Here is a 13,594-nt window from a genome sequence, read left to right on the forward strand (position 1 = left end):
GCGGCTACTCCTTGCGCAGTGCGGTGACGGCGGCGGTGACGCCGTGCACGGTGGGGGCGTCGAAGAAGACCTCGAAGGGGAGGTCCACGCCGAGGGTGCGATGGATACGGGCGGCGATGGCGGTGATGGTCAGGGAGTGGCCCCCGAGGTCGAACAGGTCCTCGTCCGGCCCGAGATCGTCCAGCTCCAGGACCTCGCGCCAGATGGCGAGCACCGCCGCGGTCGTCGGGTCGAGCGCGGCGTCCCCGTCCGCCGCCGTCACCGCAGCGCGGTCCGGGGCGGGTTCCGGGAGCGCGGCCCGGTCCAGCTTGCCGTTGGGCGTCAGCGGGAAGGCGTCCAGCACCGTGTACGAGGCCGGGACCGCGGCGTCCGGGAGTACGGCGGCGAGGTGCGCGCGCAGCTCGTCCGGCTCGGGCGCCGGACCGGCCGGGACGACATAGGCGCAGAGCCTGCGGTCGCCGTCCGTCCCGTGCAGCGCGGCGGCGGCCGCGGCGACCGCGGGGTGGGAGGCGAGCCGCGCCTCGATCTCGCCCAGCTCGATCCGGTGGCCGCGCAGCTTGATCTGGGTGTCCGAGCGGCCCAGGTAGACCAGAGCCCCGTCGGGCCCCCGCCGCACGAGGTCACCGGTGCGGTACAGCCGCGATCCGGGCGGACCGTACGGGTCGGGCACGAAGCGGGTGGCCGTCAGTCCGGGGCGGTGCCGGTAGCCGTGGGCCAGACCCGCGCCGCCCAGGTGCAGTTCGCCCGGAAGCCCGTACGGGACGGGGCGCATCCGCCCGTCCAGGACGTAGGCGCGGGTGTTGGCGAGCGGCCCGCCGATGAGGACCTGTCCGTCGTCGCTCACCGCCGGCTCCGCCAGGGTGGACCAGATCGTGGTCTCGGTGGGTCCGTATACGTTCACGAGCCGCTTGGTCAGGGGGGCCAGCTCGGCACCGAGGGCCGGGGGCAGCGCCTCGCCGCCGGTCAGCGCGGTGAGCCCGGCCGCGCGGTCGCCGAGCCCCGCGTCGAGCAGGAGCCGCCAGCCGCTGGGGGTGGCCTGGACGTGGGTGACGCCCGCGCGGTCGACGAGGCCGAGGAGCGCGGGCCCGTCGCGGTGGCCGCCCTCCGGAACGAGGACCACGCGTCCGCCGCTGATCAGCGGCAGCAGCAGCTCGACCGCCGATATGTCGAAGGACAGCGAGGTGAGCCCCAGCCAGCGGTCCTCGGGACCGGAGCCCAGCTGGTCGCGCAGGGCGCCGAGCACATTGGCGAGCGCCGAGTGCGGCACCTCCACGCCCTTGGGCCGTCCGGTCGATCCGGACGTGTAGAGCACATAGGCGGCATCGGCGGGCGACGGCCCGGCCGGCAGGTCCGGCGCCCCGGCACCGTCCGGAAGGGAGGCGGCCGGGGCGAGCGCGGACGGGGCGAGGTCGCCAGGGCTCTCCGGGCGCGGGGTGACGCGGAGCGGGACGCGGGCGTCCGACCGCAGGAACGCCAGGCGCTCCGCGGGATGGGCGGGGTCCAGCGGCAGATAGGCGGCCCCGCAGGCCAGCGAGGCCAGTACGGTCACCAGCTGGTCCAGGCCGCGCGGGAGTTCGACGGCGACCAGGGTGCCGGGGCCCGCCCCGTGCCGGGCCAGCGCGGCGGCCGCGTGGGCGACCCGGTCGGCCAGGCCGCGATAGCTCAGGGTCTCGTCGCCGCTGACGACGGCGATCACGTCCGGCCGGGCCGCCACCGCCTCGGCGAACAGCGCGGGCACGGTGCGCCCGGTCAGCTCGGGGCGCGGCCGGGGAACGGCGAGCTGCGCGGACCACTCGCCCGGTGCCAGCAGGGGCAGCTCGCCGACCGGGATCGCGGGGTCGGCCAGCGCGCCGTCCAGGAGCGTCGTCCAGTGGTCCGCCACCCGCCGGGCCGCGTCGGCGGTGAGCGCGCCGGCACGGAACTGCAGGCTCGCGTCCACCTCGCGGCCGGAGTCGACGAGCTGGAGGTGCAGCAGATTGCGCGCGGTGCCGCAGAACCCCAGCCAGCGGACCTCGGCGCGCAGACCGGTGCCGAAGTCGGGGCGCGGCTGCGCGGCCGGCCGCCGCCGGTAGCTGACGGAGAGCGGGGTGAGCGCGGTGCGCGGGGTCAGCCCGCGCACACAGCGGCCGAGCGGGACGGCCCGGTGCCGGTACAGGGCGCGCAGCTCGGCGCGCACGCTCCGCGACCAGGTGGCGAAGGGCACGTCGGGGGCCGCCGAGGTGAACAGCGGCAGCTCGTTGACGGCCAGCCCCACGCCGGCCGGCCCGCCGCGCGGACGCAACGACAGCTCGACGGCGGTGACCGGCGCGGGGTCGCCGTACCGGGTGAGCAGCGCGTGCCAGGACGCGATGAGCAGTTCGAAGCGGGTGAGGCCGAGCCGGTGCGCCACCGCGTCGAGCCGGGCGGCCCGCTCGGTGCCGAGGCTCCAGGTGATCTCCGTACCCGGCGCGGGCGAGGTGCCGGGCAGCGCGGAGGTCGTGAGCCCCGGCAGCGGCGGTGCGGCCGGATCGTGCCACCGGGTGGCCCAGTACGCCTCGGCGTCCGCGAGCGCGTCCGGCGCCGGGGCCGGCTCGGGGAGCGGGACGGCCGGGGCGAGCGGGTCGCCCCGGTAGGCGGCGGCCAGGTCCGCGGTCAGCCGCTCCTTGGACTCCCCGTCCAGGACCAGATGATGGGCGGTCAGCAGCAGCACGTGCCGTACGGGGGAGAGCCGGGCGAGGACGAAGCGGTGCAGCGGCCCGCGGCCGAGGTCGAACGGCGTGGCGCGTTCCCGGGCGAGGAGGGCGCCGAGTTCCCCGGCGGCGCACTCGACCGTGCTCATGGGCACCTCGCCGGTGAGCGGGACGGGGGTGCCGTCGCCGCCGAACGCGGTGCGCAGGGCCGGATGGTGGGCGGCGACGGCGGCGCAGGCCCGGCCCAGGCGGCCGGAGTCCAGGGGGCCGTCGAGGCGGATGGTCAGGGTGAGGTGGTAGGCGGAGCCGGTGTCCAGGGTGCGCTCGGTGAGCCAGACGCCGTGCTGGGCGGAGCTGAGGGTGGCGTTCACAGGATGGCCTCGGGTTCGTCTTGGGCGAGGATGCGGCGCAGTTCGCGTTTGAGGACCTTTCCGGCCTCGTTGCGGGGGAGGGCGTCGCGGAACAGCACGGTGGCGGGCAGTTCGTGGACGGCCAGCCGGTCGAGCAGGAAGGTCCGCAGCGCGGCGGGGGTCAGACCCTCGCCGGCGACGACCACGGCGGCGACGACGCTCCCCAGCACGGGGTGCGGCACCCCGACCGCGGCGGCGTCGCGGACCTCCGGATGGGCGTGCAGGGCGTCCTCGACCTGGAGCGTGGAGACCTTGTGGGCGCCCGACTTGACGACGTCGCGCTCCCGGTCGAGCAGATGCAGGAACCCCTCCTCGTCCACCCGGCCCAGGTCGCCCATGCGTATCCACCGGCCCTGGAAGACGTCGCCGTCCGCCTCGCCCAGGTACGCGCGCGGAGCCGCCGCCGAACGCAGCCACAGCTCGCCCGGTTCGCCCGCCGCCACCGGCCCGCCATCCGGGGTGGTCACCCGCAGATCGGCCAGGGACGCGGGCCGGCCGGGCGAGTCGGGCCGGGCCGGGTCGAACAGCAGGGTGATCTGGGCGGGCGCGGCCTCGGTGGAGGTGTAGTAGTTGACGATCTGCGCCTTCGGGAAGGCCCGGCCGAGCCCGAGCGCGACCGGCTGCGGCAGCGCCGCCGCCGTGGAACCGACCAGACGCACGGCCCGCCGCGCCTGCGCGAACCTGTCGTCGGTGACGGCCGGGGACGCCAGCAGTTCGATCGCCATGGCGGGTACGAGGAACACGCTCCCGATCCCGTGCTCCGCCAGCAGGCGCAGGAAGCGGGCCGGGGTGAACTGCGGGGCCGTGACACAGGCGGCGTGCGCGTTCAGCGCGTTGACCAGCATGGTCTGCCCCGCGTTCGTGCCGACCGGGAAGGCGTGGAGGAACGCGGCGGAGTGGCGCAGCGGCCGTCGCCGTTCGTCGAGGGTGCAGCCGTACGCCAGATTGGCGTGCCCGGCCCCGACCCCCTTGGGCGTCCCGGTGGTGCCCGAGGTGTAGAGGATCTGCGCGAGGTCGCCGGGCGCGGGCTCGGGCAGCTCCGGCGCCGGGGAGTGCCCCGCGGCGTCGGACTCGGTGAGCACGGTCGTCCCGGCCGGGAGCGCGGGCGGCGTCGCCCCCGTGCCGTGCAGCAGGAACCTCGCCCCCGCGTCCTCGCACACGTACGCGGCGGTGGCCGGCGCGGACCGGTCGGAGAGCGGCACGGCGACCCCGCCGGCCCGCAGCACCGCGAGGAAGGCGACGGCGTAGTCCGTCCAGCCGCCGGTGCCGTGGTGCAGCACCACCCGGTCCCCGGGCCGCACCCCGGCGGCGCGCAGCGCGCCGGCGTACGCCCCCGAACGCTCCTGCCAGGAGGCGAAGTCGAGCCGGTCGCGGCCGGTGACCAGGGCGACGCGCTCCCCGTGCGCGGCGGCGCGGTGGGCGAGCAGGGCGGGCAGCGTGGCGACCGCGGCCGGGTTTCCCGTCATGACCGGCCCGCCTTCGCGCGGCGGGCGGCGGCGATACGGGCCCGCTCCCGCAGGCCCACCAGATCGTCCGGCTCCGCCTCGGGCACGTCCCGGTCGAAGCGCGCCAGCACCGGAAGCCGCAGCCCGAGCGCGACCAGCCCGAGCATCGCGCAGCCGAACAGCACGTACATCAGGGCGATGCCGCGTCCGGAGCCGGTGCCGATCAGGGGGCCGAAGACCGGGGCGAGCGCGCCGCCGCGTTCCATCAGGGGCCCCAGGACCGAGGAGCCCAGCGGGGCGATGACGCCGTGGCCCAGCGGCAGGGTGGACCAGGCGACCAGCGTGTTCAGCGCGAAGACCCGGCCGTGGAAGCGCTGCGGCACCTTGACCTGGACGATCGTGGAGTAGACCCCGTTGACGAGGGACAGCGCGAAGGACATGCCGAACGCCCCGGCGGCCACCACCCACAGCCCGGCGTGCAGACCGGTCAGGGCCCCGGCCAGCGCCAGGAGCGCCGCGAGCGCCAGCATCCCCCGCAGCCGGTGCCGGCGCGGACCGCCCCAGAACCCCATCACGACCCCGCCCAGGATCGCGCCCGCACCGCCCGCCACGGCCACCCGCGCCGCGCCCTGCAGATCGTCGAAGGCGAGGACCAGCGGCGTGACGAGCAGGAACAGCGGCGACAGGAAGATGTTCAGCCCCGCGAACCACAGCAGCATCGCCCGGAAGCCCCGGTTGCGCCACGAGTAGGCGAAGCCGTTCCGGATCTCGGAGACCAGCGATTCGCGCCGGGTCCACGGCAGGGTCCGGGGGAACTTCACCGCCAGCAGGACGCCGATCGCCAGGACGTAGCTGGCCACGTCGATGATGAGGATGCCTCGCAGACCGATGCCGGCCAGCAGCGCCACGGCCACCAGCGGTACGACGAACTGCGCGGTGCCGAAGGCGAGCTGGACGATCCCGTTGGCGTGGCCGAGGTACTGCTTGGGCACCAGCTGCGGCACCGCGGAGGCGTAGGCGAGCCGCTGGAACGTCAGGGCCAGGGAGAGGAACCCGAGCAGGACGTACACCTCCCAGGAATGCAGGTTCCCGGTGACGAGCAGGGTTAGCAGCCCGGCCTGGGTGGTGCAGGCGGCGAGGTCGCCGGCGAGGAGCACCTTGCGCCGGTCCAGCCGGTCCACCAGCGCCCCCGCCAGCGGGCCGACCAGGATGCCGGGAACCATCGCGACGACCGCGTACAGCGCGTAACGGGTCAGGGAGCCGGTGTTGAGGAGAATCCACAGCGGCAGCGCGAACTCGGTCAGCGCCGAGCCGGTGATGGACACCAGCTGGCCGCTCGCCACCGCCAGGAACCGGCGCATGCTGGGCTCGGGGCCGGTCCCGGCCTCCGCGTCCGGCGCCTCGCCCGGTGCGTCACCGGCGCCGTCCACCGCGTCGGCGGGGCCCGTGTCGCCCTGGAACCACCAGGAGTTCAGCGGGTCACGGGCGGGCAGCTCGCCGGTGCTCCCGTCGAGCACGGCCGGGTGCACCGCCGTGATCGCCTCGGCCACTTCCTGGGCCCGGTACTTGAGGAAGAAGTGGCCGCCCTGGTCGAGCACGGCGACGGCGGAACGCTCGGCCAGCAGGAGCCACTCGCGGTAGCGCTCCTGGTAGAAGTCGGCCGCCGGGTCCTGGTCCCCCACCAGGCACACCAGCGGGGCGCGCAGCCTCGGCGCACCGGCGGCGACGTCCGCGATGGCCCGGGTGAAGTAGTCCTCGGCGGCCTGTGTGTCGCGGCGCATGTTGCCGATGATGAAGGCGGCCTGTTCCTTGTCGAGGTCGGAGGTGTTCACGCCGAGCCCGATCAGCCAGTTCGCGTAGACCCGGTCGCCGAGCAGCGGTTCCAGCGAGGCGACGCGGCTCAGCGCGCTGAGCACCCGGCTGCGCGGCCGGGCGAACGGGAACTGCGCCCCGGCGTAGACGGCCTCCAGCGGATGCCCGGCCGCTTCGAGCAGCCGGGAGACGGCGATGGCCAGAGCCGTGCCGACGGCGCAGTGGCCGTAGACCACGACGGGGCCCCCGGTCCGCTCCCGCACCTCGGCGGCGATGCGTTCGGCCAGTTCGTCGAAGGGCACCGACTCCTCCGTGACACCGACGTCGTGGCCCGGTACGGCGACCGCCCACAGCTCGGTGTCGGAGGGCAGCGCGTCGGCGACGGGCTGGTAGACGACGGGGCTGCCGCCGCCGTAGGGCACGCAGACGAAGGTGCGGGTGCGGTGCGCCGGGGACACCGGCGGGGTGAGCCGGTGCAGCAGCGGCCTCGGGCTGTCGTCGTGTTCGTCGCGTGCGGCGAGGGCGGCCAGGTCGCGGACCGTGCGGTGGGTGAAGAGGTCCATGACGCTGACCGGCCGGGCGCCGGCCTCGGTCAGCCGGCCGCGCGCCCGCGCGACGACCTGGGTGGCCAGGAGGGAGTGGCCGCCGATGTCGAAGAAGTCCTCGTCCGCGCCGACCTCGGTGACGCCGAGCACCTCGCCCCAGATGCCGGCGAGCAGGCGCTCGATCTCGGTCGCGGGCTTGGTGGCGCCCGCCGCGCGCCGCAGCTGGGGAGCGGGCAGGGCGCGGCGGTCGAGCTTCCCGTTGGGCGTGAGCGGCAGCGCGGGGACGACGGCCACGACCGCGGGGACCTGGTGGTCGGGCAGCATCCGTTTCAGGGCCGTACGCAGCCGGGTCGGCTCGGGCTCGTCGGCGCCGGCCGCGGGCACCACGTACCCGACGAGCCGCCGGTCGCCGGGCCGGTCCTCGCGCACCAGGACCGCCGCGTCCGCGATCCCGGGCTGGGCGCGCAGCGCGGCCTCGGTCTCGCCCGGTTCGATGCGCAGGCCGCGCAGCTTGACCTGCTGGTCGACGCGGCCCAGGTGCTGGAGGGTGCCGTCCGGGAGGCGGCGGGCCAGGTCGCCGGTGCGGTACAGCCGGGAGCCCGGCGGGCCGTACGGGTCGGGCATGAAGCGGGCGGCGGTCAGCCCCGGCCTGCGGTGGTAGCCGAGGGCGACCGGGGTGCCCCCGATGTGCAGTTCGCCGGGTGCGCCGGGCGGCACCGGGCGCAGGGCGTCGTCCAGCACGTACAGCCGGGTGTTGTCGATGGGCAGCCCGATCGGCACCGTCTCCAGGGGCCCGGCGCACTCCCAGGAGGAGACGTCGACGGCGGCCTCGGTCGGTCCGTACAGGTTGGCCAGCGCGCAGTGCGGCAGCCGGCCCGTCAGTTCGCGGGCCGCGTCGGGGGGCAGCGCCTCGCCGCTGCTGATCACCCGGCGCAGCGTGCCGCACCGCTCGACGCCCTCCTCGGCGAGGAAGACGGCCAGCATGGCGGGGACGAAATGCGCGACGGTCACCCCGGCCCCGGCGATGAGGTCGAGCAGATAGCCGGCGTCCTTCTGGCCGCCGGGCTTGGCGAGGACGATGCGCGCCCCGGTGGCCAGCGGCCAGAAGAACTCCCACACCGACACGTCGAAGCCGACCGGGGTCTTCTGCAGGACGGCGTCGTCCGGTTCCAGCCGGTAGGTGTCCTGCATCCACTGGATGCGGTTGGCGATCGCCCGGTGTGTGTTGTGCACGCCCTTGGGGCGGCCGGTGGAGCCGGAGGTGTAGATGAGGTAGGCGGGGTCGTCGGGGGTGGGCCCGGCCGGCCGCTGCCGTGAACGCGGCGGGTCCACCGGGTCGTCCAGCAGCATGATCTGCGCGGTGCAGCCGTGCGGTGTGGGCAGTCCGCGCTGGGTGAGCAGCACGGGCGCGTCGCTGTCGGCGAGCAGGAATGCGAGGCGGTCGGCCGGGTAGCCCGGTTCCAGCGGGACGTAGGCCGCGCCGGTGCGCAGGATGCCGAGGAGTCCGGCGACGAGTTCGGGCGAGCGTTCGGAGCAGATGGCGACGAGGCCGCCCGGCCCGACGCCCTCGGCGGCCAGCCGGGCGGCGATCCGGTCGGCCCGCTCGTCGAGCTGGCGGTAGGTGAGGGCGGCCCGGCCCTCGACGGCCACCGCGACCGCGTTCGGCGTGCGGGCGATCTGCTCGGCGACCAGGGCGGTCAGGGTGGTGGCCGGCCGGTCCAGGCCGGTGTCGTTGTACCGCAGGATCTCGGTGTCGGCCTCGTCGGGGGTGGGGCCGGCGAGGCCGGACAACCGGGTGTCGGGGGCGGCGGCCACCGACCGCAGCAGCCTGCCGAGGTGGTCGGCGAGGCGTCCGATGTCGGCGGGGTCGAAGAGGTCGGTGTTGAAGTTGAAGGAGCCGTGCAGCCCGTCGGGCCACTCCTGGAGGAAGAGTTCGAGGTCGAAGCGGGTGCCGCTGGCCCGGACCCCGAACGGTTCGGCGCTCAGCGCTCCGTCGGCCGCCGCGTCGCGCTGGGTGGCGTAGTTCTGTACGGCCAGGACGGCCTGGAAGACGGGCGGGCGGGAGACGTCGCGGGGCACCCTCAGCTCGCTGACCAGCTGGGCGAACGGCAGGTCCTGGTGCGCGTAGGCGTCCAGACAGGTTTCGCGGGTGCGGGACAGCAGCTCGGTGAACGAGGGGTCGCCCTCCAGCCGGGCCGGCAGCGCGATGACGTTCACGAACATGCCGACGAGGGCTTCGAGCTCCGGCTCGCCGCGGCCGGCGACGGGGGAGCCGACCGCGAAGTCCCGCTGGCCGCTGAACCGGGCGAGCAGGAGCTGGAAGGCGGCCAGGAGCACCATGTGGACGGTCGCGTCGTGCCGCCGGCCGAGCGCCGTCAGCCGGTCCAGCAGGTCCCGGTCCACCGAGAACGCGTGGCCGGCGCCCTCGAAGGTCTGGCGGGGCGGCCTGGGCCGGGAGAAGGAGAGCTCCAGCGGCTCGACACCGGAGAGCTCACGGGCCCAGTGGGCGACCTCGGCGGCCAGCCGGTCCCCGCTCAGCCGCTCCCGCTGCCACAGCGCGAAGTCCCCGTACTGGACGGGAAGTTCGGGCAGCGGGTCGGGTTCTCCGGCAGCGTGCGCCGCGTACAGGCGCAGCACTTCGCCGAGCAGGACCTCGCTGGACCAGCCGTCGCTGACGCTGTGGTGGACGACCAGGAGCAGGACGTGGTCGTCGGGCGCGAGCCGGATCAGCAGGGCGCGCAGCAGCGGGCCCCGTTCCAGGTCGAAGGGCACGGCCGACGCCTCGTCCACCAGGCGTTCGGCCTCGTCGGCGGAGTCCGCGTCCGCCAGGGTGAGGGCGGCCGGGCCGGGCGGGTCGACGACCAGCAGTGGGCGTCCGTCGTCGGTGGCCGGGTAGCGGGAGCGCAGCGTCTCGTGCCGGGCGACGGCCGCGTCCAGGGCGGCGCGGAGCGCGTCGCCGTCCAGCGGGCCGCGCAGCCGCCGGACCACCGGGATGTTGTACGCGGCGGTGCCGGGCGCGAACTGCTCCATGAACCACAGGCGTTCCTGGGCGAACGAGAGCGGGACGGGGGTGTCCGGGTCGCGGCGCGGGATGGTGGTGCGGGCGGTCGGGCGCGCGGCCAGGCGGCGGCGCAGCAGCTCCTTCTTGGCGGCGGAGAGGCGTGCGGCGGCGTGGTCCGCCGGGCGGGCGGTGTGGGCGGGGCGGTCGGCGGTGGGGTCCGCCGGGTGGGCTGTGTCGGGGTCCGCCGGGCGGGCGGTGTCGGCGCTCATGAGCGGGGCCGGGTTCCTTCCAGTGCGTCCTGCGCGGCCAGCAGTTCTTCGGCGTCCGCGTCCGAGAGGGCGTCGATCTCGGCCAGCAGCGCGGCCTCCACGGCCTCGGCGAACGCGGCGCAGGTGCGGTGGGTGAACAGGGTGCGCAGGGGGACGGTGAGGTCCGCGGAGGCGCGGACGCGGGCGATGACGCGGGTCGCCAGGAGCGAGTGGCCGCCCAGGTCGAAGAAGTCGTCCCGCGCGCCGACCGGCCCGGTGCCGAGTACCTGCCGCCAGATGTCCGCGACCAGTTCCTCCGCCTCGGTACGGGGCGGCACGAAGGCCGGACGGATGAGCGAGGCGGGTCCGGGGTCCGGCAGGGCCGCCCGGTCCACCTTGCCGTTGGGGCCGAGCGGCAGGCGGTCGAGCACGGCCCAGGTGTCGGGGACGAGGTGCGGCGGCAGTACGGCGGCCAGCTCGGCGCGCAGCCGGGCGGGGTCGGGGGCGTCCTGTGCCGGGGCCGGTACGACATGGGCGGTCAGCCGGTCGCCCCGGACGGACACCACGGCCTCCGCCACCGAGGGCAGGGCGGCGAGCGCCACCTCGACCTCGCCGGGCTCGACCCGGAACCCGCGCACCTTGACCTGGCCGTCCAGCCGGCCCAGGAACTCCAGCTGTCCGTCGGCGCGGCGGCGCACCCGGTCCCCGGTGCGGTAGCGGCGGGCGCCGGGCGGCCCGTCGGGATCGGGGACGAAGGACCGGGCGGTGGCTCCGGGGCGGCCCAGGTAGCCGTCGCCGACCCCGGCGCCGCCGATCACCAGCTCACCGGGCGTGCCGGGCGGCACGGGGCTGCCGGCGCGGTCCAGCACGGCCAGGGTCGTCCCGCCGATGGGGCGGCCGATGGGCGGCCTGCGCCGCTCGTCGCCGGCGCCGAGGTCCGCCGTGGTGGCGATGATCGAGGTCTCGGTCGGGCCGTAGGAGTTGATCAGCCGCACGGTGTCGCCGAACCGGGCCCGCCAGGCGGCGACCGCCTCCGGGCGCACCTGGTCGGCGCCGAGGACGAGCAGGCGCAGCGTGTCCGGCCACGGGGTCTCGTCGAGGTCGGCGACGAGGTGGTGCCAGTAGGGGGTCGGCAGGTCCAGGACGGTGATCCCGGCCGCGTAGGGCTCGGCCAGCTGGTCGGCGAGGGCGGCCCCCGGCCGTGCGGTGACCAGGACCGCGCCCGCCGCCAGGGCCGGGAAGATCTCCTCGGCGCTGGTGTCGAAGGAGAGCGAGGCGCTGTGCAGGACCCGGTCCGCCCCGGTCGGCCCGTAGCCCTCGCGCATCCAGGCGACCCGGGCCGCGAGGGCGCGGTGCGGGACGAGGACGCCCTTGGGCGTGCCGGTGGAGCCCGAGGTGTAGATGACGTACGCGGGGTCGTCCGGGCCCGCCTCGGTGCCGGGGCCGGGCAGCGGGCCGGCGGGGTCGGCCGGGTCGACGGGGCCGGGGGTGACGGACAGGACGGGGATGCCCGTGTCGATGCCGTCCACGGGCGCGCCGTCCGCGGTGAGCAGGACCGCGGCTCCGCTGTCCCGCAGCATGAAGTCGAGCCGGGCGCCGGGGTATTCCGGGTCCAGGGCCAGGTAGCCGGCGCCGACGCGCCAGGCGGCGAGCATGGCCACGACCGGCCGCGGGCCGCGCGGCAGGCAGAACGCGACGAGGTCGCCGCGGCGGACCCCGCGGGCCAGCAGCCGGGCGGCCAGTTCCCGGCCGGCCGCCGCGAGTTCCGCGCGCGTGAGGCTCTCGTCGGGGCCGACGACGGCCGGGGCGCCGGGCACCCGCTCCGCCGCCCGGTCGATCGCGGCGAGGACCGTCGGCGGGTGCGCCGCGAGCGCGGGCCCGGTCGCCTCGGCCCGGCACCGCGCCTCCTCGTCCGCGCCGAGCAGGGGCAGCCGGTGCACGGGGGTGTCCGGCGCCGCCAGGGCCGCGCGGAGCAGGGTCTCGAAGCGGGCGGCCAGTTGGGCGACCTGTTCGGCGCCGAGGAGGTCGGTGCGGTGGCCGAAGACGGCGTGCAGGTCGTCGCCGTCCGGGCGGATGTCCAGGCCCAGTTCGAACTTGGCCGCGGTGTGTCCGCCGTCCCCCTCGGCGCAGACGAGGTCGGCGAAGCGGTGTTCGCCGAGGGCGCCGCCGCTCTGGGTGTGCACGGTCAGCAGGGTCTGGAAGACGGGGGTGCGGCCGGTGTCCCGGTTGTGCCGCAGCTCCTCGGTGAGCCGCTCGAACGGGACGCGGCCGTGCGTCAGGGCGCGGAGCCAGTCGCCCCGCAGCCGGCGCAGCAGGGTGTCGAAGGAGGGGGCCGCGGTGAAGTCCGCGCGCAGGACGAGCGTGGAGGAGAAGTAGCCCACGGTCCGCTCGCTGTCGACGGTGGTCCGCGCGGCGGTGGGCACGCCGACGCAGAAGTCGTCCTGGCCGGTGCAGCGGTGCAGCAGTGCCTGGTAGGCGGCGGCGAGGACCATGAACGGGGTGAGCCGGCGGGCCCGCGCGAAGGACTCCACAGCGCCGCCCAGTCCGTGCAGGACGCGGGTGTGGTAGGCGCCGAGACTGCTGGGCGTCTCGGGGCGGGGATGTTCCAGGGGGAGTGCCAGGGGCGGTGCGGCGTGGAGCAGCTGCCGCCAGTGGTCGAGCGCGGCGGCGGCCTCGGGGCCGTCCAGCCAGGCGCGCTCCCCGGCCGCGTGCGCGAGGTACGAGCCGGGTTCGGCCAGTTCGGCTGCGGTGCCCGTGCGGTGGGCCGAGTAGAGCGCGGCGAGTTCGGAGCGCAGCAGCCCGAGCGACCAGCCGTCGGCGGCGATGTGGTGCACGACGAGGCAGAACGTGTACGCGTGCTCGCCGGTGCGCAGCAGGGCGGCGCGCAGCGGCGGGCCCTGCGCCAGGTCGAACGGCCGGTTGGTGAACTCGGCGATCCGCGCCAGGACATCGGCGTCCGGCTGGTCGCGCAGGTCGACGCGGTCCAGCGGTACGGGTGCCGGCGGGTCGACCACCACGTACGGGCGTCCGTCGACGGCGGGGAACCGGCTGCGCAGGGCCTCGTGGCGGGCGGTCACCGCGTCCAGGGCGGCGCTCAGCGCCTCCTCGTGGAGCGGTCCGGTGAACCGGAGCACCAGCGGGATGTTGTACGCCGGGTCCCCCGGCTCGAACTGGTCCAGGAACCACAGCCGTTCCTGCCCGACGGAGAGCACCGCCTCCGTGTGCGGACCCGCCGGGGGCGCGGGTGCCGCGGGTGCCGGGGTGTGGGGCTGCGGGTCCGGTACGGACATGACGCTCCTGGGGGCCGGGCTGCGGGCGGCCGGCCGAACTGGCCGAAACCATGGGGATGCACGGCCTGCGCGGGGGACGTGAGAGCAGGGGGGGGACGGGGGTCCGAGGGGGGCCGTGATGCCGCAGATGCTAGAGAGACGTCGGACGACGGGTCAATGGTCTGGACCAAAGTG

4 protein-coding genes are annotated in these 13,594 nt (G+C 76.0%); all 4 read right to left on the reverse strand.

The features are described from left to right. Window positions 1–4: 4 nt before the first annotated feature. The 4 genes from DNK56_RS16410 to DNK56_RS16425 are packed head-to-tail and all read right to left on the reverse strand — an operon-like array spanning window position 5 to window position 13,420. Window positions 5–3,040: a non-ribosomal peptide synthetase gene (locus DNK56_RS16410; RefSeq protein WP_111334725.1), complete on the reverse strand. Its 3,036-nt coding sequence runs from the start codon at window positions 3,038–3,040 to the stop codon at window positions 5–7. Further along, window positions 3,037–4,545, reverse strand: a complete 1,509-nt coding sequence (locus tag DNK56_RS16415) for a class I adenylate-forming enzyme family protein (protein WP_111334728.1) — start codon at window positions 4,543–4,545, stop codon at window positions 3,037–3,039. Before DNK56_RS16415 ends, DNK56_RS16410 begins: the two co-directional genes overlap by 4 nt. Beyond that, window positions 4,542–10,151 carry a non-ribosomal peptide synthetase/MFS transporter gene (locus tag DNK56_RS16420; protein ID WP_199563741.1) on the reverse strand — a complete coding sequence of 1,870 codons (5,610 nt, stop codon included), beginning with the start codon at window positions 10,149–10,151 and terminating at the stop codon, window positions 4,542–4,544. Before DNK56_RS16420 ends, DNK56_RS16415 begins: the two co-directional genes overlap by 4 nt. Continuing rightward, complete coding sequence (locus tag DNK56_RS16425; RefSeq protein WP_111334731.1) at window positions 10,148–13,420, reverse strand: non-ribosomal peptide synthetase; 3,273 nt, start codon at window positions 13,418–13,420, stop codon at window positions 10,148–10,150. The genes DNK56_RS16420 and DNK56_RS16425 overlap by 4 nt, the downstream gene beginning before the upstream one ends. Between the last annotated feature and the right edge of the window lie 174 nt (window positions 13,421–13,594).

Origin of the sequence: Streptomyces sp. AC1-42W (assembly GCF_003248355.1) — a bacterium.
GTDB lineage: Bacteria > Actinomycetota > Actinomycetes > Streptomycetales > Streptomycetaceae > Streptomyces.